This window comes from Calothrix sp. NIES-2100 (assembly GCF_963875285.1).
Taxonomy (GTDB): Bacteria; Cyanobacteriota; Cyanobacteriia; order Cyanobacteriales; family Nostocaceae; genus Aulosira.
The window spans coordinates 1,833,735-1,857,825 of sequence record NZ_CAWNLA010000001.1 but is presented as its reverse complement, the minus strand read 5'-3'; the positions used below and the strand labels follow the sequence as shown (position 1 = coordinate 1,857,825).

The following is a 24,091-nucleotide window of genomic DNA, read 5'->3' as shown; positions in this document are numbered from 1 at the left end:
TTCTGACTAATTTTTTATGCGGATTTTGATTTACTCCTACAACTACTATCCAGAACCGATTGGTATTGCCCCGCTGATGACGGAATTAGCAGAGGGACTGGTAAAGCGGGGACATCAAGTGCGTGTAGTTACTGCTATGCCCAACTACCCTGAACGTCAAATCTACTCTAGCTATCGGGGTAAGTTGTATCTTACAGAATACAAAAATGGAGTTGAAATTCAAAGGAGTTATGTTTGGATTCGTCCAGAACCAAACCTGCTTGATCGGATATTGTTAGATGCTAGTTTTTTAGTAACCAGTTTTTTGCCTGCATTGCTGGGCTGGCGACCAGATGTGATTATTTCCACGTCACCATCACTACCTGTTTGCTTACCGGCTTCTCTTTTAGGGTTGTTACATAACTGCCCTGTGATTTTAAATCTTCAAGATATTTTACCAGAAGCAGCTATTGATTTAGGTTTACTGAAAAATAAATTACTCATCAAGCTGTTTACGCACTTAGAGAAGTTTGCTTATCACAGCGCTACTAAAATTAGCGTTATTGCTGATGGATTTGTAGATAATTTGCTCAAGAAGGGTGTACCATCTGACAAAATTGTCCAAATTCCTAACTGGGTTGATGTGAGTTTTATTCGTCCTTTGTCTCAAGAAAATAATCAATTTCGCGCCACACACAATCTTCAGGACAAATTTGTAGTTTTATATTCTGGAAACATTGCTCTTACCCAAGGCTTAGAAACAGTGATTAAAGCTGCTGCTATGTTAAGGGATATCCCTGATATTGTTTTTGCGATCGCTGGCGAGGCTAAAGGATTACAGAGACTGCAACAGGACTGTCTCAATTATGGTGCGGATAACGTTTTGTTACTGCCATTTCAACCGCGAGAACATTTGCCACAGATGTTAGCAGCTGCGGATGTTGGTTTAGTTGTGCAAAAGAAAAATGTTGTATCTTTCAACATGCCTTCAAAAATACAACTCCTACTTGCCAGTGGGCGGGCATTAATTGCCTCTGTACCAGAAAATGGTACAGCAGCCAGAGCCATCAGACAAAGTGGTGGTGGTTTTGTTGTTCCTCCAGAAGATCCCCAGGCTTTAGCAAATGCGATTCTGCACTTGTACGAAAATCCGGAGAAAGTTAAGACTTTAGGTTATAAAAGTCGCCAGTATGCTGTGGAACATTATGCCTTTGAGCAAGCTTTAAATAACTATGAGTTATTATGTGAATCTCTGGTGGTAGATGATCCAGTAATTCACTCTCCGAAAATATCGAACCAAGAAGTTTAATCTTGCACCGAGAAGCTTCTGTCTGGTCATTAGCAGGTAGCGGTAGTCACAGACCAACCGCTTTTTTGTGCTTTTAAATACCCAGCCGCAGTCAAAAAATGCCATGTCTGGTAATCGGCAATCCTAATTTTACCAATGTAGGGGTTTAGTACATTACTAAACCCCTACGTTCGCTTATATACCCATACACCTCAAGTATAAAGTATAAAATTCAACTCACCAATGACCAATGACCAATGACCAATGACTCTTGACCAATGACCATACAGCCCTTTTTTTTGTTAGTATGCAAAAAAACAGTTTAAACAGCAAGATTAGTTGTTAAAAATTGTAAGAAAATGTAACGAAAGGCATAAAGCACCTGAGGTTTAATGTCTGATTATTTCCAAGGAGATTTCCCAATACAATCTTTATCTTTGAAAAAGAGTGCGATCGCTAGCGCACCAAACCAAACTGACGATGATAGTAGAAAATTAGCGATAACTGTGGCCGAAGCCGCCTCAGACCGCAAAGCTGGGGAAATTTTGCTGCTAAGAGTAGCAGATGTCTCTTACCTGGCAGATTATTTTGTGGTAATGACAGGCTATTCTCGAGTACAAGTAAGGGCGATCGCCGAAGCCATTGAAGACAAAGTAGGAACTGAACTGCAACGCCATCCCCTGCGGACAGCGGGTAAAGCAGAAGGGAGTTGGGTGTTGCAAGACTACGGCGACGTGATTATTCACATCATGATGCCCAGGGAGCGGGAGTTTTATAATTTAGAAGCATTCTGGTCTCATGCTGAACGTCTAGAACTTCCAACAGCCGATGACGGTGGGGGTAAGCCAACATGATCAAATCCTCGGTTTCTAATTGCCCAGTTCCGACTGAACAACAACCACTCAATGAGTACGAACAATTAAGAACATCTTGGCTATTTCGTGATTGTGCCTTAAATTGGCGCGAACATATCACGAAAATGCTCATGCTTTGGAGTTTATCCTGGGTGATAGCAGGGCCTGTAGCCGCAGCCAGTTTTCCACCACATAAGCAGATTGTCCAATTTATTCTTTCTGGTGCAGCAGGCGCGAGTATCGGAGTAATCCTGCTACTAGTACGATTGTACTTAGGCTGGTATTATGTGAGCGATCGCCTGTTTAGCCCCACAGTATTTTATGAAGAGTCTGGTTGGTATGACGGTCAAACTTGGACAAAACCAGAGGAAGTACTAAACCGCGATCGCTTAATTGCCACATACGAAATCAAACCTATTCTCGGCCGCCTGCAACTAACCTTTGCTGGCTTGGCAGGAATGTTTCTTGCTGGTAGTATAGTTTGGCATTTGTTATAAATAGTCACTGGTCATTGGTCATTGGTCATTGGTCACGAGTCATGGGACAAACGACAAATGACTCTTGGACAAATGACAACTGACATGTAACAAACAAATCATAAAAAATAACAAAATAGAGATAAATTTTAACCCATGACAATGGGAAAACGAACTCAAGCCGCAGCCTTGGAAGTCAGGTTGCTCCGGGAAGGAATTATTGAATCGAGGCATATAGTCCAAGCTGTTGTCTGCGACGAACGGGGACGGGTTTTATCCGTTGCTGGGAATGCGGAAACTGCGGCATTTGTCCGTTCAGCACTCAAACCATTTCAAGCCCTTGCAGTCACATCCACAGGTACACTAGAACGTTACGACCTCAGCGATCGGGATTTGGCAATCATCACTAGTTCCCACAAAGGTAGCATAGAGCAAGTAAGACAAGTATTTAATATCTTGTGGCGGGCCGATCTTGACCCCAGCACACTCCAATGTCCGATTCCAGAAGGTAAGAAAAGTCCCCTAGAATACAATTGCTCTGGTAAACATGCGGGAATGTTAGCCGTATGTCAGCAACGCCACTGGCCTTTGACTAACTACTTAGAACGCAAACACCCAGTCCAACAGTTAATTCTGAGCAAAGTAGCAGAATTGCTGCGAATGCCATCAGAAGAATTTATTAGTGTTCATGATGACTGTGGCGCACCAACTTACCTGATGCAACTTGGGCAGATGGGTTCGCTGTATGCCTTGCTAGCCTCTGGTAAGACTTTGGATATGGAGCGGATTGTCCGGGCTATGACTCATCACCCGACAATGGTAGCCGGAGATGGAGAATTTGATACGGAACTGATGCGCTTAACTCCTGGGGAATTAGTCAGTAAAGCTGGTGCAGAAGGAGTGCAGTGCATAGGCAGGCTTGGGGAAGGCATGGGATTGGCGATTAAAGTTGTAGATGGGGCAAAGCGAGCAAAATATGCTGTGGCGATTCACTTGCTTCAGCAGATGGGCTGGATTACTCCCAGCGTCGCCGAAAGCCTAGCTGAGAAGTTTATGATTTTAGGAAAATACAAGCGTTTAGAAGTAATTGGAGAATTATCGCTTTTGTAGTTGCCAAACTTTTGACTTTGGGTTATATTAAAGAAGTCGAGAGAGCGACGCGGGATAGAGCAGCCTGGTAGCTCGTCGGGCTCATAACCCGAAGGTCAGTGGTTCAAATCCACTTCCCGCCACCAAATCAAAATAAAAATAAATCCCCACAAACATTCAAGGTTGTGGGGATTTGTTTTATTCTGGAGTAGAAGCCATCAATTAATTTGGGATTTTGGATTGCCGATTTTGGATTAACCCCGACCAAAGTTTGACAAACTCATTGAGCACAAGAGTACCTGGCTCAAGTATTTTAAATTTTTGATTTTGGATCTGTTCGACCTAGTAGAAGGAGACACTGCGGTAGCAGGGTTTCCCGCCATAAAGCAAGTGGTGTCGGGGCATCAACTGGAATAATTTTTAATCTAAAATCTAAAATCTAAAATCTACAATTGGCATAGTCAAAAAAGCGCGGAGAGTCATGGTTGTGAAATTGCAACGACCAATTTTAGTGGGAGGATTGGGACTGTCCTTTTCTCTGTGGATGTTAGATAGTTGGCACGATTCTATAGTGCAAGTCAGTGAGTTTGGTTTATTGAGTGCTTTAGCAATTGGTGGGGGATTGTGGTTATTCCAGAAAAATCGCCCGCAAGCTAGTAGTGTAGAGCAGCTAGATATTAAGCTTGTAGAACGAGCAGATGTAGAAAGTGCGATCGCTAAAGTTGAAGCCGTAATTAACCAACTGGTACAAGAATCCGAAAATCATCCAGCCATAGGGAACCTACGAGAACAAGTTAACCAATTACTCTTAGATTTAGATCGGCAAGAACTTAAACTAGCTGTTACTGGTGGTAAATCGGTGGGTAAAACCACCTTGATGGAAATTTTAAAATCTAGCTGGCAAGCAGATATCAAGCAGAAAGTCAGCTTCTACGAAACAGCACCTTTATTTATAAAAGCTGGTGACAACTCAGACACAGATGTTTTAGCAGAAGTAGAAACATCGGATTTTGTCCTGTTCCTCACCAACGGGGATTTAACAGATTCAGAATTTCAGACTTTACAGCAGCTAAAAGCCGCAAATCTGCCTGTGATGCTGGTTTTCAACAAACAAGACCAGTATTTACCAGACGAACGTGCTAGTATCTTGCTGTCATTGAAACAACGGACACAGGGGAATTTAGTTGCAACAGCAGCCTCTCCCATTCCCATCAAAGTCCGGAAACATGAAGCTGACGGTTCTGTACAAGAGTGGTTAGAACAACCAGCAGCAGATATCCAGCAGTTGACACAGCAACTGGGTGAAGTTTTAGCCCAGCAAGCACAAAAATTAGTCTGGGTAACAACCTGGAGAAAAGCTAAGTTGCTGAAAGCTGAGGCGAAAAATTGGCTAAATGGAGTCAGACGCGATCGCGCTACCCCAGCTATAGAACAATATCAATGGATAGCTGCGGCTGCTGCTTTTGCAAACCCAGTCCCCGCACTTGATGTTTTAGCAACTGCGGCGATTAATGCCCAAATGGTAATGGATTTAGGTAATATCTATCAGCAGAAATTCTCCTTGGAACAGGCGCAAACCGTAGCTGGAACAATGGGAAGTTTAATGCTGAAACTGGGTTTAGTTGAACTTTCGACAAAAGCTGTGAGTACTGTTCTCAAAAGTAACGCCGTCACCTTTGTAGCTGGTGGCGTGGTACAGGGAGTAAGTGCAGCTTATCTCACCAGAGTAGCTGGGTTAAGTCTAGTAGAGTATTTCCAACAACAGGAAATCGCTTTAGATTCTGGTAATAACTTGAATTTGGAGAAGTTGCGGCAAACTTTACAAAATGTCTTCCAGCAAAATCAGCAGATAACTTTTCTGCAAAGTTTTGTTAAGCAAGGTGTAAAGCGCTTGTTACCAGAAGTTGCTGTTGAGAAGGCTGTCGGATAATTTCACGCATTCGGCGGAGTCCTTCCCGCAAAGTAGGCGCAAAGACGCGAAGTTTTTTTCGTGTCTTTGCGTGCAACTAATTTTAATATCACTAAATATTGTTCAACCAAACACGATCTGACTGATTACTTAAAAAGCATCTAAATCATTCTCAGAGTAAGCAGCACCAACAAATGCAGGAGTAGTCGCAACTTGCTTCTCAATGAGTTCTAGCAAGGCATTATTACACCTTTCTGCAATTTCTGGATATTTATTGGCGTACCATTCTAGTGATGTGACAGCACAAGGATCGCTAATATCAAAGCCGAGTTTCATCAATTCTTCGGTTTCTTTCACAGCAAGATTAAAAATTGCGTCAAGATCAACGAAAGGTTCAGGCATATTTTCAACCCTTAAGTTTCAATCCCTAATAGGGATTTTAATTATTTGGAACAAGAATAGGTTTGAAATAATTTCATTCCCATTCTTGTTTCAATCCCTAATAGGGATTTTAATTATTTGTAACCTGTTGATAGCAATACCACAGCGACGGCTTCGCTGTTTCAATCCCTAATAGGGATTTTAATTATTTGTAACCAGCCGCCCAACTGCAAAACATTGGACTTTGGTGGAATTTCAATCCCTGTGAGGGATTTTAATTAACTCGAACCGCCCACAGTTGAAAGTATTGATATATTTGGTTTTCAAGGTACAGTTGCGCCAACTTGAATAAAATATAGCATTTTCAGGCTGTTCAGGCTGAATGTGTTTGGGCAAGGCAATAGATTATGGCTTAAATCAATTTATATCAAAGCTTACAGAGTTTGTGTCAACCTTGACCTCTAGCATTTACACTTATTTTTAATGCCACATTATATCTAAATTATTGCTGGGCTAACTGTTGAATATAGGCAATAATTTCTTCTTTGCTGATGATTGACTCTGGCGGTACAAGCCAGCTTGGGTAAAGATACACCTTATGATTTAACTGATTTGTTTTGCGCTTGTCTATAACCTTTCCCCAACGCTCAGGGAAAATAAACCATCTAGTACTCAGCCTATTTGGAGGAGTCGGAGGAATAGCACCCCATGCAAGCCGAGTTGCTGAACAATACCAAATAATGGCAGATGGGGGGTTAAACCATTGCTTGCTTTCAACTTCGCCACACATCCAGCCTCGATAACCCACAGGTAGAACACGAGGATCTTCAACCCGACTGGGTACACTTTTGACTGATATCCAAAATAACTTACGCTGATTATCGGTACTGTACACAGGAATGTCTTCATCTGTACCAAATTCGGTAATTATAGACTCGCCAACATTAATACCTCGATTGCGTAAACCTATACGAACTATTTCAACTGCATGTTTTCCTTCAGATAATAATTTTTCCCAATCAGATAAGGACATAATCAAAGTAAAATTATTCTGATAAATAAAGATACCATTAATTAGTAACCCATAGTTATTGCCTGTGATTTAATTGTTGATTATAGCTTTATTTAGCTATACAGTATTCAGATGATGGTTTGCTAAATATTTTATACAAATGCTTTAGGGTTATGTCATATGTGTAGGTTTTTTTATTAAAAAAATATATAATTCATTAAATTAGATAAAAATTTATTGCTGAAATATATATTTTAAAAATGAGTCTTCGCTCTTGTATATTCTCCTTCTTCGCTGGTTCTGGTTTCCTCGATTTAGGTTTTGAAACTAGCGGTTTTAATATTGTTTATGTCAATGAAATATTTGCCCCATTCATCTCAGCATACCGCTATTCACGGGAAATTCTCAACCTACCATTGCCTGAATACGGATATCATCAGGGCGAAGCAGCAGACGTAACTAAACTTCTAGAAGGATTACCAGCAAAACGTCTGGGGGAATTAGTCCAAGACTGTCGTAAATATCATAATATTGTTGGCTTTATTGGCGGGCCTCCTTGTCCAGATTTTTCAATTGGAGGGAAAAATAAAGGGCATTTGGGAGACAATGGTAAACTTTCTGCGTCTTATATCGAATTAATTTGTCGTAATCAACCTGATTTCTTTTTATTTGAGAATGTTAAAGGTTTGTGGCGTACAAAAAAACATCGTTTATTTTTTGAATCTTTAAAGCGACAATTACAAATTGCAGGCTATATATTAACAGAACGCTTAATTAATGCCATTGAATACGGTGTTCCCCAGGATAGAGAAAGAATTATTCTGATTGGCTTACGAAATAGCTTAATTAAGGAAATGGGTAGTGATAAATTACTAACTGCCAATATATTACATTGGGAAAATTACATTTTATATCCTCAAGAAAAAGTCTTTGCTTACCCTTGGCGTAAATGCGAACGATTTCAAGAAGATTCTGTAATTCCTTGTCCTGAAGATATTCCTTTAGAACTCACAGTGGAATACTGGTTTAGAAAAAATAATGTGTTGCAACATCCCAATGCTAGACATTATTTTCAACCTAGAGCCGGTATCACAAAATTCGCTTCAGTTGATGAGGGAGATGATTCTAAAAAGTCCTTCAAACGCCTGCACAGATGGCGCTACTCACCAACTGCTTGTTATGGCAATAATGAAGTACATTTACATCCCTACAAAGTTAGAAGAATTTCTGTCGCCGAAGCTTTAGCGATTCAATCTTTACCTGCAAATTTCGCACTTCCAGAGGATATGTCACTCACCAATATGTTTAAAACTATTGGTAATGGTGTGCCATATTTGGCATCAAAGGCATTAGCTGAAACTATTCTCAACTTCTTAGCAGCTAGTGGTTCATCGTCAAAGTTTTGATGAGTTCGGAGTCAGCACGCTTTGTGCTTTAGAAAACAGGACTAAAGTCCTGATTACGATTTATAGCTCTCTGTTCCTGATTCCCCTAGCCCCTAGCCCTGCTTCCCCTAGTCCCTAGCTAAAACACTATAACTACGTAGGTGATTTCAGGCTAGCTGTAAAGCCCTTATCTAAAACCTATTCAGCAGCCTGGTTTTCAGGATAAACTCGTAATAAATGTGGTTTAATATATATATAAGAAATGTTTTAATTTTTTATAAAGATTAATAATCAATAATTGGCAAAAGGCACGATGGCAGCAGACTATCCAGACATTGATATTGCGCCATTTATCGATCACGCCCTGTTATCCCCAACGGCTACTCCAGAGCAGGTTGAGCAATGGTGTGAAGAAGCAGACAGATTTCATTTTGCGGCGGTTTGCTTGCACCCTACCTATGTGAGGCAAGCCACACAACTCCTTCACGGTAAAAACCCAAAAGTCTGTGCAGTAATTGGCTTTCCTACCGGGGCGACGACTTCAGCAGTTAAGCTGTACGAGGCTCAAGAAGCAGTGGAAAATGGAGCCACTGAACTTGATGTAGTCATCAACTTGGGCTGGTTAAAAGCTGGTAAAACGGAAGAAGTCCACCGGGAAATTGCCGAAATTTGTGAAGCAACTGGGCAAACTGTCAAGGTAATTTTAGAAACTAACCTGTTGACAGATCCGCAAAAGAAACTGGCAGCAGAATTATCTATGGAAGCAGGGGCCGCATTCTTAAAAACCAGTACCGGTTGGAATGGGGGTGTGACGGTGGCAGATGTGCGACTTTTGAAGGAGATAGTAAAAGAAAGGGTAGGAATTAAGGCCTCAGGCGGTATTCGTAACATTCATCAAGCCCTAGAATTAATCTTGGCGGGTGCTACTAGATTAGGCACGTCTCGCGGTATTGATTTAATCCGCCAGCGCAATAACCCGGAAAAGGTGGAATAGTCATTTGTGTTTTGTACTCAGCTCATCACTTATGACTAATGTACGGGCGGTTTAAACGAAATATTGCGTCTGCCCTTAGATATGCCCCTACGGACTCTTGGCTAATGAGTAAAACTTATCAAGTAACGGGAATTAATCTTAAAGCCCAGGCACTGGGAGAATCGGATAAAATAGTCACAATTTTGACAAAAGAGTTCGGTTTAATCCGAGCAGTTGCCCCAGGGGCACGTAAGCACAATTCTAGCCTGGGTGGTAGGAGTGGAATGTTTGTAGTCAATGAGCTACTGATTTCTAAAGGGCGATCGCTCGATAAAATTACACAAGCACAAACAGTAAAAACCTATCCAGGTTTGACTAAAGATTTAGGTAAATTAGCTGCCAGCCAATATCTAGCAGAAATCGTCCTATGTCAAGCTTTGAGCGAACAACCCCAAGAAGAACTTTATGAGTTGCTCAACGAACATCTCAATCGCTTGGAAGCTAGGTCTAATACTGAAGCTGGTATTGTAGCACATCTGGCTCATGGAGTGTTTCACCTTTTAGCTTTGGCAGGGCTGACACCTCAGGTGCAAGTTTGTTGTCTGACGCAACGTCCCCTGATACCAAATTTTACAGACCCCCACTGGCAGGTAGGATTTAGTATCGCTGCTGGTGGAACAGTTTGCTTGGAGACTTGGGAAGACTTGCGAAAACAAAAACAGCGGGAGAGACAAATCAATTCTTCAAAACCGCGATCGCCCGATTCCCCCACAAACCCAACCTCCCCCTTTGCTAGCTACCAAACAGTTGTGCATGAACAAGAAATACCTGTAATTTCTGGGCGGTTAAATGCTAGAGAACTTGATATGCTCCAGCATCTGTCACAACCAGAGATAATGCATATTAATGCCGCCAAAGATGACTATTGGTTATCAGTAGAGCAAGTCCTGCGCCAGTATGCTCAGTATCACTTGGGTCGTCAAATTCGCTCCGCCACTTTAATCGATTCTTATTTTGCTGCCAACCATGATGCAACCGTCTGATTTGGATCACAAAATCCTACCTTTGTCACCGAGCTACGCCAAAAAACAGAATAGAGCATCAGATTCTACCGCACCCAGCCACTTGAGTGCTGTTCCTAAGTCTCGGCCGAGTCAAATCAATAACCAGGAAATTTCCCCTAAGGAGATTTCGCCAAACAATAACAATTGGACATCAGAAAAATCAAAACCTGATGTCATCGAGGGAGAAGATCAATCAACAAAGACTGAGGCTAATGGCCAAGCAGCTATTACCTCCGCAAAAGAGCCGCCTGGTGTCAATGGGACTGATTCAGGTAAAGATGAAGAATCAAATGATATTCCCCAAAAGGGATTTTTACCAGTATTAAAAAACCCTAATTTCCTCGCATTGTGGGGTGGTCAAGTTTTCTGCCAACTAGCAGATAAAGTTTATCTGGTGTTGATGATTGCCTTGATCAATACTCAGTTTCAAGCGAGCCATCAAAGCATTAGTGGTTGGGTATCAGCTTTAATGATGGCGTTTACCATTCCCGCCGTGCTATTTGGTTCTGTGGCTGGTGTGTTTGTGGATCGCTGGTCAAAAAAGACAGTGCTAGTAGCCACCAATATTTGGCGGGGGATTTTGGTGTTAGTCATTCCCTTACTTTTATGGTTTACCCATGATTGGCAACCAGTGGGAGTGTTACCTGTAGGTTTTTTGATCATCTTAGGCGTGACTTTTTTAGTCTCCACCCTCACACAGTTTTTTGCCCCAGCAGAACAAACAGCAATTCCTTTGGTGGTGGAAGAACAGCATTTACTCTCAGCTAACTCCCTGTACACCACAACAATGATGGCCTCAGTGATTGTTGGCTTTGCTGTCGGGGAACCACTGTTAGCGATCGCGGATCAACTTTGGCGAAATCTGGGTGGTAATGGCGGATTAGGTAAGGAAATTTTAGTAGGTGGGAGTTATGCGATCGCGGGGCTAATTTTGAGTTTCCTCGTCACCAAAGAAAAACCTCACGACGCAGCCACAGAATTTCCCCATGTTTTCTCTGACTTGCGCGATGGATTGCGTTATCTCAAAGATAATCATCGTGTTCGTAGCGCTTTAGTGCAACTGATCATCCTGTTTTCCATCTTTGCCGCCTTAACTGTTTTAGCTGTGCGCATGGCAGAAATAATTCCCAACATGAAAGCCTCTCAATTTGGCTTTTTACTAGCAGCTGGTGGTGTAGGGATTGCAGGTGGAGCAACAATTCTCGGTCAGTTTGGTCAACGCTTCTCCTATACTGCCCTAAGTCTTTGTGGTTGTCTGGGTATGGCAGCGGCGCTGATTGGGTTATCCATCTTTACAACACAGCTATGGATAGTGCTTTTGTTAGTAGCACTGTTGGGTGTTTTTGGGGCACTAGTCGGCATTCCCATGCAAACCACAATCCAAACAGAAACCCCACCAGAAATGCGGGGTAAAGTCTTTGGTCTGCAAAATAATGTCATTAATATCGCCCTTTCTTTACCGTTAGCATTAGCTGGTGTAGCAGAAACCTTTATTGGATTACAAGCTGTCTTTTTGGCATTAGCTGTAATCGTCTTTTTTGGAGGTATCTTTACCTGGTATAACGCTCATCGGTAGTTGTTAATTATCACTTTGAGATAATTAATCGTTTACTGAAAGCTGAAGTTTTCGTGATAGACTGAACTCAGCCATAAATTACCATAGGCATAACTAGGGAGCATTGTGAATCCTAGCTAAAGGGGTTTTTATTAACTCATATCTATTAACAAATTCTCAAGCTAGATAACTAAAGCTATAAATAAACTAGTGCTGCTTGTTGGAAGTTCAAACATCAAAGTTGAGGATGTAGTCCTTGATTAAGTTTGAATGTGATCTTTATTCCAGTTATTTTTTACTAGTTAAAGAAAGCTGAAAATTTGCCTAATTTCTGAGGATAAAAAGATGGTGTTTGATGATTACTAAAAAGCCAGTGATGACAACAAGATAAAAGCGAAAGCATAAAGGAAAGATAACTAAATACTAAACCCGCTCTTGTTATAACTAAATAAAGAATGCGTATAGCTTGGATTGGAAAAAAATCACCATTTTGCGGCAATGTCACCTATAGTCGAGAAATTACAAATGCCTTGCTAGACCGAGGGCATGAAGTTAGCTTTCTCCACTTTGCCCAAGAAGAACCTGAACCTGATAATTGGCCAAAATTTCAAGAAGTTCCCTTACCCTTCCTTTACAAGTCTCAGGTTTACACAATTCCCACCTTTAAAGCAACCAAAGTATTAAGTGATTCGTTGCGGGAAATTAAACCAGATATCGTCCACGCTTCTTTGACTTTATCTCCCCTGGACTTTATTCTTCCAGAAATTTGTGAGCAACTGAATTTGCCCCTAATTGCGACATTCCACACACCATTTGCAGGTAAAGGGGCAAAACTCATCTCTGGAACACAACTTTTGGCATATCAGCTATACGCACCCTTTTTAGATAACTACGATCGCGTGATTGTATTTTCCCAAATTCAGCGAGAGTTATTGGCGCGGATGGGTGTACGGGAAGAAAATGTGGCTGTGATTCCCAACGGAGTTGATACAACTAAATATGCTCCCGGAACTTCTCAAATCAAAGCAGAATTTCAAGCCAAACGCTTATTTGTCTATCAAGGTCGGATAGCGCCGGAAAAGAATGTCGAATCTCTGCTACGTGCTTGGAAGCAGTCCGACATGGAGCCTGATAGCAAGTTGCTGATTGTGGGCGATGGGCCTTTGAAGCCTTCTTTACAGCCGTTTTATGGTGCAGAGGAAGGGATTACTTGGTTAGGATTTATTGCTGATGAAAACCGACGCATCGAAATATTACGGGGAGCAGATGTATTTCTTTTACCTTCGTTGGTAGAGGGCCTATCTTTATCTCTCTTAGAAGCAATGGCCTGTGGGCTGGCTTGTTTAGCCACCGATGTGGGTGCAGATGGAGAAGTATTGGAAAAAGGAGCAGGGGTAGTTTTAAATACCAAGACAGTGCGATCGCAATTAAAAACCCTCTTGCCACTATTCCAAGATCATCCTGAGTTAACAACCGTGTTGGGGCAGAAAGCGAGAAAGCGTGTATTAGAACGCTATACCCTCACTGATAATATTACTCAGTTGGAACAATTGTATCGCGAAGTTTTACTACAGCGACCTTTACCGTTAAGTCATAGATTGTAAGTAAGGGTTCTGCTTTAAATTTTGATTAGCTGTACCGAATCTGAAACCAGAGAACGGTGCAGCTAATTGCTGCTTTGGTCTTATAGGCTACAGAATCTCTCAACAGCAAATATTTAGCCGATACTTGAGAAATTATAAGTATAATTATTTACACTCTTTGAAAAGATTGAATGTAGTTATTGTTACTATGTTTCTTAATAAAAGCCTCTATCTAAGGATTGATAAAATATTATATCTATTGGTATATATTTTATTTATATAAATATTAAAAAGTTCTATGATCGATACGCAAATTAATGAACTTAAGTTACGTATAAATGTCTTACACCAAAGATTAGATAATTTAGAATTAGTTACTAACATTATTATAAAAAACCAACTTGCTATATATAAAATCTTAGATAAAACTGGAGAGAGTCAAATATTAAATGAAGATTTAGCAGAAATATTAAAGATATTGAAAGATAGAAATGGTGGAAGTGGATTATAACTTTGCTATTCGTTATTATTAAATAATAGTCCAATTTATATGTTTTCAATCACTAATTTTTGATTCTCTTATTTAATATTTAAACCCTACTTTGCAATCAAAGCGTAAGTGATTACAAGGATGACAAAGAATCCTCACATCGGTTCATCTGTTGATGCACTTTTTGAAGACGAGGGGACACTTGAAGAAATTAACCTGATTGCTACAAAACGTGTTATTGCATGGCAAATTAGCGAAGCTATGAACAAAAGAAATTTGAACAAGACGGAAATGGCGCAAAAAAAAATGGAAGCAGATAATCTTTCGATCGGTGATTAGACCCAAATGACACATCTGTAACCAATGACCTTTACTTTTAATTCAGATAAATATAGAGATTTATTAGCGCAGTATCAGTCAAAACTGATTAGAAATGCAGAAGAGAATGAAAAAGCTTTAGCTATTGTAGAAGAATTAATGCACCGCCCTAACCGCAGCCCTGAAGAAGATGAACTTTATGAGTTGCTGATTATTTTAATTGAGAAGTTTGTACAAAAATACTATTCGCCTGGGAAAGTATCTCAGCCTGATTCTATATTAAGTTTTTTGATGGATCAAAGGGATATCAAAGAATCAGATTTGGTTGGTATTATTGGTTCTCTAGCTGTGGTTTCGGAAGTGATTAATGGACAGCTAGAAATCAGTAAAGCTCAAGCTAAGGCTTTGGGTGAGTTCTTTCGGGTTGACTCTGGTTTGTTTATTTGATGTATAACGGCAAAAGTGCGATCGCATTAGAGAGATTGCACCAATGCCTACATAGATAGAATTTTAAGCTAAAATAAGTTTTTCGATACATTGCAACGATTATCCTTAACTAAATTAATATTTTTTTGGAGTATTTGTGGAAATATTCACTCTAGATACATCTTGTCTCCTAAATCTGCTTAATATCCATGAACTGGTAGACCAAGAACTTGTTCTGCTTTTGCGATTTGGCTTTATTGATTCTGTAAAGTTAGTAGTAACAGAGCAACTGTCAGCAGAGGTTATAGGAAATGCAGACAAGCAAAGACCAGAAATAGCTCAGCGTATAGGCATTCTTCCTGTTCATAGTGTTTCTCCACAACGATGCGCTGAACGTGATTCGCTAGCTCAAGACTTGTTTCAAAAATTTTGGTCAAACGCAAAGCTTGGTTCTCGTAATGCAGAACATGGCTATCGCGATTGTTTGCATCTAGCTTCTCATAAATTATGCGGTGGGAATGTCTTTGTCACCCGTGATGAAACACTGCTTAAAAAAGTGACAATTTATGGTGCTAGTTTTGGAATCATAGCATTATCTCCCACAGAAGCTGTTGCACGAATCCAAAATGACTTACCACTTTTAACGGAAATAGAGGTTTTATCGCCAGTTATTAGACTTTCTCAACCCGACGATAAAGATGCCCTCAAAAATTTATTAGAGCCGCTAAAAGATTCTTACTTAGACTTTGATAAGTGGTTGAGTAAAACATTAAATGATGCAAATGCTCGTATTAATATAGCATCAATCGAAAATAATCCTATCAGTGCAATAGTTATTTGGAAGAAAAAAGATAAAGTAACAGCTAAGCTTTCTTTGTTTTACATAGCCCCTGAGAGCAGAAGAACAGGTTTAGGTCAGCATTTACTGTTTTATTGTATAAGAGAGTGGATTAGCAATCGGTTTGAAAAAATTATTGTAACCACATCAGAGCAAAATGCAGAACTTTTAACATTTTTTACACGGTATGGTTTTCGCATAGAGGGAATTTCTCAACGTAGATATCAGCGTGCTGATGGAAACAGTTCAGCAGAACTTGTTCTTGCTAAACATTGCTTCTATCGCCGTATCACCGAAGAAGATATTGATTCTTTCACAAGTGAGTTAGTTAATACAGTTTTCTCTATTTCTAAAAACGAGCATATTAAAAATAATAATAATTGGTTTATTCCTCCAAAAAGTTCACAAATTAAAACTAAACTACCTAATAGCTTAAATGAAAGACTGATATTATGCGATCATAATAATGAGGAAATTAATAATTTTTCTATTACCGATTTAGAAGAGTTATTTTATCCAGTTAGGTTTGCTTTTAATAATCGGCAAGCTTACATTGTTCCCATTCAGCCGAGATGGGCTAGAAAAATGATCCAAGTAAATAAAAGTCAAACAGAATTAACATCATTAGTTAATTCTAGACTTTTTCTACGTACAGATAATGTTTATTACTGTCATCCTTGGTACGCTGATAAAGATGTTGTTGGTGCACCAATATTGTTTTATATTTCAAGTCCAGATAGCATGATTGGGGGAATGGGTTATATTCTAGAACGCCGTATTGCTCTGCCGGAAGATCTTTTTTTAACATTTGGAGGTATTGGCGTATATCAGATACCTGACATTCAGAATCATATCAAACAACAAGGCTTTAATGCAGGGTGTGCAATGGCATTAAAATTTGGTTGGTGGGTACCATTTACAAACCCAATTCCTCGTTCTAGACTCAGCGAATTTGGTATTAATGGTGTGCCTCAACATATGCAAAGTATTAGTTATCACCAATATGAAAAGATTATGAGAGCAGGTGGACTAGAATGGTGAATTATTCACGTCATTTTAAGAAAAAACTAGTTACAATACTCACGAGTAACTGGTAAAGGTTTTTAACATATGAATAAGTTTAATTGCTTACTTAGCCTTCCTTCCTGCATTAACTCATTTCTACAATTGGTTAGGGCATTAATCCATTCAGTATTAATATACCAATCTTCACGCCAATTGATTGTAGCTTGTGGGGGTGTAAAACCAGAACATAGCTTATATATTTCTGTAAGAGGCAATTCGGGAAAAGTAAAATATCTATAAATCAAAGTACCATATGCAAATTCACAATTACCAAAATAGCTATCATAAAACTCTTTTTCTACCCCCATAACAGAATGATACCTTTCCCACATTGTATTAACAGGTAAAGATATAGTTTTATCTGCTACAAATCCTCCCCTTATAACAGAATCAGGAGCCGTTTCGTATAAAAGAATAAGATCACCTAGCTCCATACCAATTGGACGCTTTCGCAATTCAATAGTTTTTATACCAGTAGTAATACGAGCAGCATAGATTCGCTTGATGCTTAGAGCTTTGATATATTTAGCCTGCATAAATACCTCTTAACTTGAGCAGTAAATATTATAGTAATGTCTACCACATAACATACAGGATTGCTCGCTAGCTATAACAAGATTTTATTTAAATGTCATTTTGCAGATCTTTACAAATATCTGTTGTTTTTATTAAGTCTCAAAAACCAAGATTACAAAAGAAATTCGCTTGGTGATGTTTAGCTAAAAGCTTTATAAATTAAGGTTTAAAAAAGTTTGTAAAATTTGACATTTTATGCTATTTCTTTGTGAGGCTGCGCCAAATTTTGTTGACTTCTTATTTATTTCTTTGTGTCCTTTGCGCCCTTTGAGGTTCGTTCCTCATATAGTTTGAATCTTTATGCAGAATTGGTATGACTTTTTTAGTACCTGCTAAAACTCCAGCGACAATCAAGACCACCCCAAACTGGTCGGTTGTTCATAAACCCGTTTCAAGGTATTCACATCTCTAGGAGAAATCGGTGGCGGTTGGCGAACTTGAGAAAAGTATAGAGCATCAGTTTGTAGTGGGCTATGTCCCCAAATTCCCAAGGCGTGGCCGAGTTCGTGACGAGCTGCGGCTATGACATAATTACCAGTCTGGCTGGGACTCAACAATATGGTGAAGCGGTGCAATAAAACTTTGTTGTTGGTATATAACTCGTAGGTAGTTAGGGCGGAACGCGCACGGGGAATTTTATCGGTGGGGGAAATTTGCAAAGGTGGCGCTTTTCGCAAAATTTTAATATCTGCAACCTCTGGTTTTTCTACTATCAATAAAGGTAAATAAACATTCCACTCTTGCACAGCCTGTAAGACGCTGTTAACCCAGGCTTGTGCTTGCTGGCTGTTAATTGCTGTTGGTGTTTCTACGTAAACTCGAATGGGAAACTGTGACCAAACCAGATAACCTACTTGGGTGGGCGTAATTTGCGCAAAGTAATCGCCACTGTTGGTGTTATCTTGCCACTGGGCTAGTTTTGGCGGTAGAGGATGGGGTTTGGCAGAGGAGGGTGTGGTTCGACTTCGCTCACCAACCGGGGATGAGGGAGGTGGGGAGGTGGGGAGGGAAATTATTAATTCTTTACTATATGATGTTACTTTTGTCAAGTAAGCATTTGATGGGAGATTAGTAAAAATAACTAGCAGTCCTGTGCCAATAGCTAAGGTGAGAACTGCTAGTAACTGTCGTGTAAATAAATTTTTTAGGGGGTTGGGTGTTGGGTATTGGATTTTTTGCCCCATATCCCTATTCCCTTTGCTTACTTAGGTAGCCAACCAGCACTCAAAACTACTGTTAAACCGAGAAAAATTACTGTTAATGCCCAAGTAATTCGGTTTAAGGTGTTTTCTGCACTTTTGGCGCTGCTAAACAGTTGAGCTTGTCCACCAATGGCTCCAATACCATCTCCTTTAGGACTATGCAGCAGCACTAAGACGATTAAACCAACGGCGGAAAGTGCCCAAATGCCTTGAACAATATTAGAAACTGTCATGGTAGGAATCTAAATAGATAGTCAATTTCAAAACAGAAGTGCCAGGGTTAAGGTAACAGTTAACTGTTATCTATTTTACAAACCTACTTGCGCGGGAGTACGACTGCGTTGCACATCATATCCGGCTGCTACAACTAGCGATCGCCCTGTCATTTCTGATGGCTGAGGTAGTTGTAAAATCTCTAGAATTGTCGGCGCAATGTCAGCTAGCTTGCCATCGGTTCGCAGTTCGACATTTGTACCATGTCCAGGGATTTTGACTTTCTCGCCTTCCAACAAAATTAAGGGGACTGGGTTGGTGGTGTGGGCTGTCCAAGGATTACCCGCATCATCAAGCATGTGTTCAGCATTACCGTGGTCAGCAGTAATAATTGTTGTCCCACCGACTTTAGTAATGCTAGCAAGTAGGCGACCCAAACAGCGATCAACTTTTTCAATTGCTTCTATCGTAGCTTCTATCTGACCCGTATGCCCTACCATGTCTGGGTTGGCATAGTTGATCACAACTAACGAGTAGATACATTTTTCAATGGCCGCGATCGCCACCTCTGTGACTGCATCTGCTGACATCGCTGGGGCTTTGTCGTAAGTTGCTACCATTGGACTACTTACTAGTTCCCGGTCTTCGCCCGCAAAAGGGTCTTCGAGACCGCCATTAAAGAAGTAAGTAACGTGGGCGTATTTTTCCGTTTCCGCCGTGCGAAACTGCTTGAGGTCGTGATTAGCAATTACCTCTCCCAAAATATTGGTGAGATTCTGCGGCTCAAAGGCTACAGCTACTTTTAATTCTGGATCGTACTGAGTAAAAGTAGCAAAGGCCAGCGGTTGAATTAGCTGTCTTTCAAAGCCTGTAAATTGTGGGCTGACAAAAGCTTGAGTTAGTTGTCTAGCGCGATCGGGGCGGAAGTTGAAAAATATGACTCCATCCCCTGGTTCTATTGCACCGGGAGCAATGCGTGTGGGGTTGATGAATTCGTCTGTGACCCCGGCGGCGTAAGATGCTTGTAAGATTTCTACAGCCGAACGAGTGTCAGTCACTTCATCTTGGGTCATTACGTCATAGGCACGTTTAACCCGATCCCAGCGATGATCGCGATCCATCGCGTAGTAGCGACCGCTGAGGGTGACAATGCGCCCAACACCTACACGGTCTATGTATTCTTGCAGCGAACCAATTGCTTTGACACCTTCTGAGGGTGCAGTGTCACGACCATCGGTAATGGCGTGGATACAAACTTGGGAAATTCGCTCTTGCTTAGCTAAGTCCAGTAGTCCGAATAGATGGGTGAGATGGGAATGTACACCACCCTCTGAACACAGACCTACTACGTGAAGCTTGCCATTGCGATCGCGCACTTCCTGGCAAATTTTGACAAGTGCTGGGTTGAGCTTGATAGAACCGTCTTCGACCGCATCGGAGATGCGTACTAATTCTTGCGGTACTACTCGCCCAGCGCCAATGTTCAAATGACCAACTTCCGAGTTGCCCATTTGTCCATCTGGCAACCCTACGGCTTTTCCTGAGGTGCGGATGAGGGTGTGCGGGTAAGCTGCCCATAAACTGTCCATTACTGGAGTCTGAGCGTTAACAATAGCGTTTCCTCGCTTCTGGTCGCAGTAGCCCCATCCGTCTAAAATGACTAGCACCACAGGAGCAACAGGTGCTTTGGTCATAGTAAAATTGCCCTTTACTTTTTGTAATACCCGAATGATACCATTGCTATTCACCACTGCAAGTGAATTTCTGCTTATTAACTTCTTTTATGAATCATGTCAGTTTTTTTTAGATTTTTTTTAAATTTACTAACTTTTGCGTATTTTCTGTGATAATTGTGTGGGACTAATTATCAATAAAAAAGCTTTTAATCAACCTCTGTGGTCAGTAATTCCGCTTCAGGCTTACTGATGATTTTTCATCTTCACTCTCTGAAATCAATACTTTTATTTGATTGATAGCTAACAACTTATTGCGAAATAATCTGAGTTATCAGCGCTTCAAGATTATGGATTTATTAACCTAAAATTCAGACTTACTGAAGCAAAAATTGCTGTTTAGAACCCCGACTTCTTGAAGAAATCGGGGTTCTAAATCCAAGCTACACCATCATTATTTGCGTTTGGCTGACGCTTTAGAGGCTTTAGCAGCTTTTTTAGCAGCCTTTTCAGCTGCGATCGCCGCTAACTTGGCTTGTTCTTTTTCTTCAGCAATTTTATCAAGGTAGTAATGATAATCGCCTAAATAAACGCGGAATTCACCATCGCGAATTTCTACGATTTTATTGGCTACCTGGGAGATAAAATAACGGTCATGGGAAACAACAATCGCTGTACCATCGTAGTTTTGCAGTGCTTCTTCCAACATTTCTTTAGCTGGAATATCTAGATGGTTTGTCGGCTCATCTAAAATCAGTAAGTTGGCTGGACGTAAGAGCATTTTAGCTAAAGCTAGACGCGCTTTTTCTCCGCCACTTAATGCGCCAACTTGTTTAAATACGGTGTCTCCAGTAAATAAGAACCGTCCTAACAGCGTGCGAACTTCTTCATTTTTCCAGTCAGGAACTTCATCGTGAATAGTTTCCATGACTGTCTTTTTCAAATCCAAAGCTTCCGCCTGATTTTGCTCGAAGTAACCAGGAATAACGTTGTGTTCGCCTAATTTCACGCTTCCTTCTGTGGGTGGTTCCATCCCCATAATTACCCGCAATAGGGTAGATTTACCTGCACCGTTGGGGCCTAAGAAAGCAATGCGATCGCCTCTTTCAATGAAGAGATTTGCTGCCAAAAATAAGATTTTATCATCATAGATATGAGTTAAATCTTTAATATTGACAACTTCTCGTCCGCTACGGGGTGCAGGCGGGAAGCGGAAATGCAGGGTTCTGACTCCAGATGTAGGTGCTTCAATCCGCTCAATTTTTTCTAGTTGTTTTTCGCGGCTTTTTGCTTGGGTACTACGGGTAGCACTAGCGCGAAATCTATCAACAAAGGTTTGCTGTTTCTCTAGTTCTTTTTGCTGGCGTTCGTAAGCAGAAAGCTGTGCTGATTCATTTTCGGCTTTTTGTAGCAGGTATGCGGAATAATTACCAAGGTATGTAGTAGAAACACCACGTTCAGTTTCCACAATTTGGGTACAGAGGCGGTCAAGAAACTCCCGGTCATGGGAGACTATCACCATTGGAGTCGTCAGACTTCTGAGGTAATTTTCTAACCACTCAATTGTTTCTAAGTCTAAATGGTTAGTCGGTTCGTCCAGTAGCAATAAGTCAGGTTTTTGCAACAGGATTTTACCCAAACTCATGCGCATTTGCCAACCACCAGAGAAGGCGCTAACGAGGCGATCGCCATCTTCTGGTTCAAACCCCATCTCTGGTAAAATTTTGCCGATGCGTGCTTCTAAGCCGTAGCCATCCAGTCCTTCAAATTGCCGTTGTAAGCGATCCAATTTGTTGATTAATTTATCTAGTTCCTCCGGAGTCGCAGTTTCCATGTCTCTTGTCACCTGTGCTAGAGACAACTGCACTTGATTCGCTTGTTGGAAGACAGTCCAAAATTCTTCTCTGACAGTGCGGCTGGGGTCTACTTCAAACTCTTGGTTGAGGTAAGCTATATGTAAGCTCGCAGGACGAATAATTTCGCCTGCTGTGGGTTCAATTTCTCCAGAAATGATTTTCAGTTGGGTAGATTTACCTGCACCATTGACACCGACTAAGCCGATGCGATCGCCTGGTTTGACTTCCCAGTTGATGTCTTTGAGAACTTCACCTGTAGGATAAATTTTACTGATATGTTCTAGTCGCAGCATCAAGTTTCTCTTAGGTAGGGGATGGGTAGTTGGGGGATGAAGTGCTAACGCCGTGTCAATCTTAACAAAATTTAATTAATATTTCTTCAGGGAAAATTTCTGAATGATAAAAAAAGAGTCTGAGATTTTCACGCGCAAAGCTAATTAAGTTATATATACCTAATGAAAGCCACCCATTTCGACATTGGCTAACCTTAGCACTGAAATTTTACTGTTATTCTCTGGAGCTATCTGAATTAGAAGACTGCTGTTGTACTGCGTGCCTAACTTCCTCTACACTCAATTCCAAAGCGGCGGCTATTTGCTCTACAGTCAACCCGGCGGACAACATTGGTAGTACTGCTTTTAACTTACCACTGCGCTCACCTTGTTCTCTACCTTCCTGAAAAGCTTCCTGATAAAATCTTGTTTGCTTTAACTCGCTTAAGCCAAACATTGCCTCGATTTCCTCCCGACTCATGTTAGGAAATTTGTAAACCAAAATAGTCTCTATTAATTGTAATAATTGCTGCTGCAATTGTGAGTTTATCTCTTGTTTAGTTCTCTCTATCAACTCCCTTGCTTGAATGATTGCTGTATCTGATTCTTCAACTACTAATTTAAGGGTTGCTATCCCAATTGGTAGCGTTGCAGTCTCACCTAATTCATTGAGATAAATCCGTCTAACTCTGTGACTGAAAAAGAATTCACGATAGTGTTTGATATCTCCTGTATCGACAATCCGGTTTGGGTATAAAACTACAGCGTTCCAATCGTTCTGTGGTTTATTATGACGCAGGTATAAACATATTTCTGCGAACAATCGTGAGTAAATTTCGTCATCTTGTTGAAATTGCACTTCCACGAAGTAAATTGGTCTATCATTTGTTTGTATGGGCAGAAATACCCCATCAATTCTGAATGAGGTTTGTTTGATTTCAACCGATGAAAATCGATAATCGTTTGCCTCTTCACCAGGATTGCCAATGAGTTCAAAGAAGATGCTGGGTAATTCTTGAAATAGGCGATAAAATAAACTATCAGTTTTCACGAAATTCTACTTTGTTACATAGCTAATTTTTGGTGGCTTTATTCTTCACCACCATCTCTCACTTCTAGAACTTGCTCTTTTGATATTCCTAAAATTCGTGCAAGTGGCGCTAACAAACTATCATCTATTGGTTCTCCAGCATAAATATCATATAATTCTGAAGGAGAAAGTTTAAACGTATCGCAGAATTTGGTAAACTCCTGACTACTCAAATCAAGAGCTTTTTGTCTTTCACTTAATAAAACGGCGATCGCTCTAGTGCCGTACTTTGGACGCTCACTGATTTTGATATATTTTTTCATTAAATTATTGACTTGAGTGGTGTCACCACCAGTTTTTTTAATTAAATCAGTGCAAGCTAATTTAAGAGCTTTAGCTAAAACTTCTTGGTCATTTAAAAATTTAATCATTTGAGCGGTATATTCTTTGTTTAAGAAACCGGCTAAATTACCTTGATGGTGAATTGGCACAAAAGTATTGCTGGATTCTACTTGCCAAGGTGAAGATTCATCGTCTAGCGGCATAGATACACCTCTAAAAAATTGCAGATATTATGATTATCT

General features: G+C 40.5%; 23 protein-coding genes and 1 tRNA gene. 15 read left to right on the top strand and 9 right to left on the bottom strand.

All coding sequences use genetic code 11. The features are described 5' to 3' along the window. Positions 1-16 precede the first annotated feature (16 nt). The 6 genes from AACU32_RS07860 (at position 17) to AACU32_RS07835 (ending at position 5,616) form a co-directional block, all read left to right on the top strand. A complete protein-coding gene (locus AACU32_RS07860; protein ID WP_096599072.1) occupies positions 17-1,288 on the top strand; it encodes a glycosyltransferase family 4 protein in 1,272 nt (423 codons plus the stop codon). 371 nt (positions 1,289-1,659) lie between these two features. Continuing rightward, a complete protein-coding gene (rsfS, locus tag AACU32_RS07855) occupies positions 1,660-2,121 on the top strand; it encodes a ribosome silencing factor (protein WP_096599071.1) in 462 nt (153 codons plus the stop codon). Further along, on the top strand, positions 2,118-2,618 hold the full coding sequence (locus AACU32_RS07850) for a CGLD27 family protein (RefSeq protein ID WP_096599070.1): 501 nt from the start codon (positions 2,118-2,120) through the stop codon (positions 2,616-2,618). The genes rsfS and AACU32_RS07850 overlap by 4 nt, the downstream gene beginning before the upstream one ends. Positions 2,619-2,753: 135 nt before the next feature. Next, the gene (locus tag AACU32_RS07845; RefSeq protein ID WP_096599069.1) at positions 2,754-3,707 is read left to right on the top strand and encodes an asparaginase; all 954 of its coding nucleotides are present in this window, start codon (positions 2,754-2,756) and stop codon (positions 3,705-3,707) included. 48 nt (positions 3,708-3,755) lie between these two features. Continuing rightward, positions 3,756-3,832 (top strand) — tRNA-Met (locus tag AACU32_RS07840). Positions 3,833-4,167: 335 nt separating this feature from the next. Continuing rightward, positions 4,168-5,616 (top strand): YcjF family protein, encoded by a 1,449-nt coding sequence (locus tag AACU32_RS07835; RefSeq protein WP_096599068.1) that lies wholly within the window; start codon positions 4,168-4,170, stop codon positions 5,614-5,616. Between the two features lie 129 nt (positions 5,617-5,745). Here AACU32_RS07835 and AACU32_RS07830 read toward each other — a convergent pair whose 3' ends face one another. Then, positions 5,746-5,997: a hypothetical protein gene (locus AACU32_RS07830; protein WP_339377640.1), complete on the bottom strand. Its 252-nt coding sequence runs from the start codon at positions 5,995-5,997 to the stop codon at positions 5,746-5,748. Positions 5,998-6,478: 481 nt separating this feature from the next. Then, positions 6,479-7,009: a hypothetical protein gene (locus tag AACU32_RS07825; protein ID WP_096599067.1), complete on the bottom strand. Its 531-nt coding sequence runs from the start codon at positions 7,007-7,009 to the stop codon at positions 6,479-6,481. A 239-nt stretch (positions 7,010-7,248) separates the two neighbouring features. Between AACU32_RS07825 and AACU32_RS07820 the strand changes: the two genes are divergently transcribed. The 9 genes from AACU32_RS07820 to AACU32_RS07780 all read left to right on the top strand — a co-directional run bounded on the left by AACU32_RS07820 (position 7,249) and on the right by AACU32_RS07780 (position 16,661). Continuing rightward, complete coding sequence (locus AACU32_RS07820) at positions 7,249-8,394, top strand: DNA cytosine methyltransferase (protein WP_096599066.1); 1,146 nt, start codon at positions 7,249-7,251, stop codon at positions 8,392-8,394. 292 nt (positions 8,395-8,686) lie between these two features. Next, entirely contained in the window at positions 8,687-9,367 is a 681-nt protein-coding gene (deoC, locus tag AACU32_RS07815) for a deoxyribose-phosphate aldolase (RefSeq protein ID WP_096599065.1), read from the top strand. Positions 9,368-9,471: 104 nt separating this feature from the next. Continuing rightward, positions 9,472-10,389, top strand: a complete 918-nt coding sequence (recO, locus tag AACU32_RS07810; RefSeq protein ID WP_096599064.1) for a DNA repair protein RecO — start codon at positions 9,472-9,474, stop codon at positions 10,387-10,389. Further along, positions 10,376-11,986: an MFS transporter gene (locus AACU32_RS07805; protein WP_096599063.1), complete on the top strand. Its 1,611-nt coding sequence runs from the start codon at positions 10,376-10,378 to the stop codon at positions 11,984-11,986. The genes recO and AACU32_RS07805 overlap by 14 nt, the downstream gene beginning before the upstream one ends. Before the next feature lie 434 nt (positions 11,987-12,420). Beyond that, a complete protein-coding gene (locus AACU32_RS07800) occupies positions 12,421-13,569 on the top strand; it encodes a glycosyltransferase family 4 protein (RefSeq protein ID WP_096599062.1) in 1,149 nt (382 codons plus the stop codon). 277 nt (positions 13,570-13,846) lie between these two features. Next, positions 13,847-14,059, top strand: coding sequence for a hypothetical protein (locus AACU32_RS07795; RefSeq protein WP_096599061.1), 213 nt, complete (start codon positions 13,847-13,849; stop codon positions 14,057-14,059). A 120-nt stretch (positions 14,060-14,179) separates the two neighbouring features. Next, positions 14,180-14,377, top strand: coding sequence for a hypothetical protein (locus AACU32_RS07790; RefSeq protein WP_096599060.1), 198 nt, complete (start codon positions 14,180-14,182; stop codon positions 14,375-14,377). Positions 14,378-14,401: 24 nt separating this feature from the next. After that, positions 14,402-14,803 carry a helix-turn-helix domain-containing protein gene (locus tag AACU32_RS07785; protein ID WP_096599059.1) on the top strand — a complete coding sequence of 134 codons (402 nt, stop codon included), beginning with the start codon at positions 14,402-14,404 and terminating at the stop codon, positions 14,801-14,803. A gap of 136 nt (positions 14,804-14,939) precedes the next feature. Beyond that, positions 14,940-16,661: a GNAT family N-acetyltransferase gene (locus AACU32_RS07780; protein ID WP_096599058.1), complete on the top strand. Its 1,722-nt coding sequence runs from the start codon at positions 14,940-14,942 to the stop codon at positions 16,659-16,661. A 62-nt stretch (positions 16,662-16,723) separates the two neighbouring features. On the opposite strand, the gene AACU32_RS07775 is transcribed toward AACU32_RS07780, so the two are convergent. From AACU32_RS07775 to AACU32_RS07745, 7 genes are all read right to left on the bottom strand, one after another. Beyond that, entirely contained in the window at positions 16,724-17,221 is a 498-nt protein-coding gene (locus AACU32_RS07775) for a hypothetical protein (RefSeq protein WP_096599057.1), read from the bottom strand. Positions 17,222-17,611: 390 nt separating this feature from the next. Next, positions 17,612-18,445 (bottom strand): peptidase, encoded by an 834-nt coding sequence (locus AACU32_RS07770; RefSeq protein ID WP_096599056.1) that lies wholly within the window; start codon positions 18,443-18,445, stop codon positions 17,612-17,614. A gap of 17 nt (positions 18,446-18,462) precedes the next feature. After that, positions 18,463-18,696 (bottom strand): preprotein translocase subunit SecG, encoded by a 234-nt coding sequence (secG, locus tag AACU32_RS07765; protein ID WP_096599055.1) that lies wholly within the window; start codon positions 18,694-18,696, stop codon positions 18,463-18,465. A 75-nt stretch (positions 18,697-18,771) separates the two neighbouring features. Next, positions 18,772-20,370, bottom strand: a complete 1,599-nt coding sequence (gene gpmI, locus AACU32_RS07760) for a 2,3-bisphosphoglycerate-independent phosphoglycerate mutase (RefSeq protein ID WP_096607904.1) — start codon at positions 20,368-20,370, stop codon at positions 18,772-18,774. Positions 20,371-20,803: 433 nt separating this feature from the next. After that, positions 20,804-22,498 (bottom strand): ABC-F family ATP-binding cassette domain-containing protein, encoded by a 1,695-nt coding sequence (locus AACU32_RS07755; protein WP_096599054.1) that lies wholly within the window; start codon positions 22,496-22,498, stop codon positions 20,804-20,806. Positions 22,499-22,712: 214 nt separating this feature from the next. Then, a complete protein-coding gene (locus AACU32_RS07750; protein ID WP_096599053.1) occupies positions 22,713-23,528 on the bottom strand; it encodes an Rpn family recombination-promoting nuclease/putative transposase in 816 nt (271 codons plus the stop codon). Positions 23,529-23,566: 38 nt separating this feature from the next. Then, the gene (locus tag AACU32_RS07745; RefSeq protein WP_096599052.1) at positions 23,567-24,052 is read right to left on the bottom strand and encodes a hypothetical protein; all 486 of its coding nucleotides are present in this window, start codon (positions 24,050-24,052) and stop codon (positions 23,567-23,569) included. Positions 24,053-24,091 lie beyond the last annotated feature (39 nt).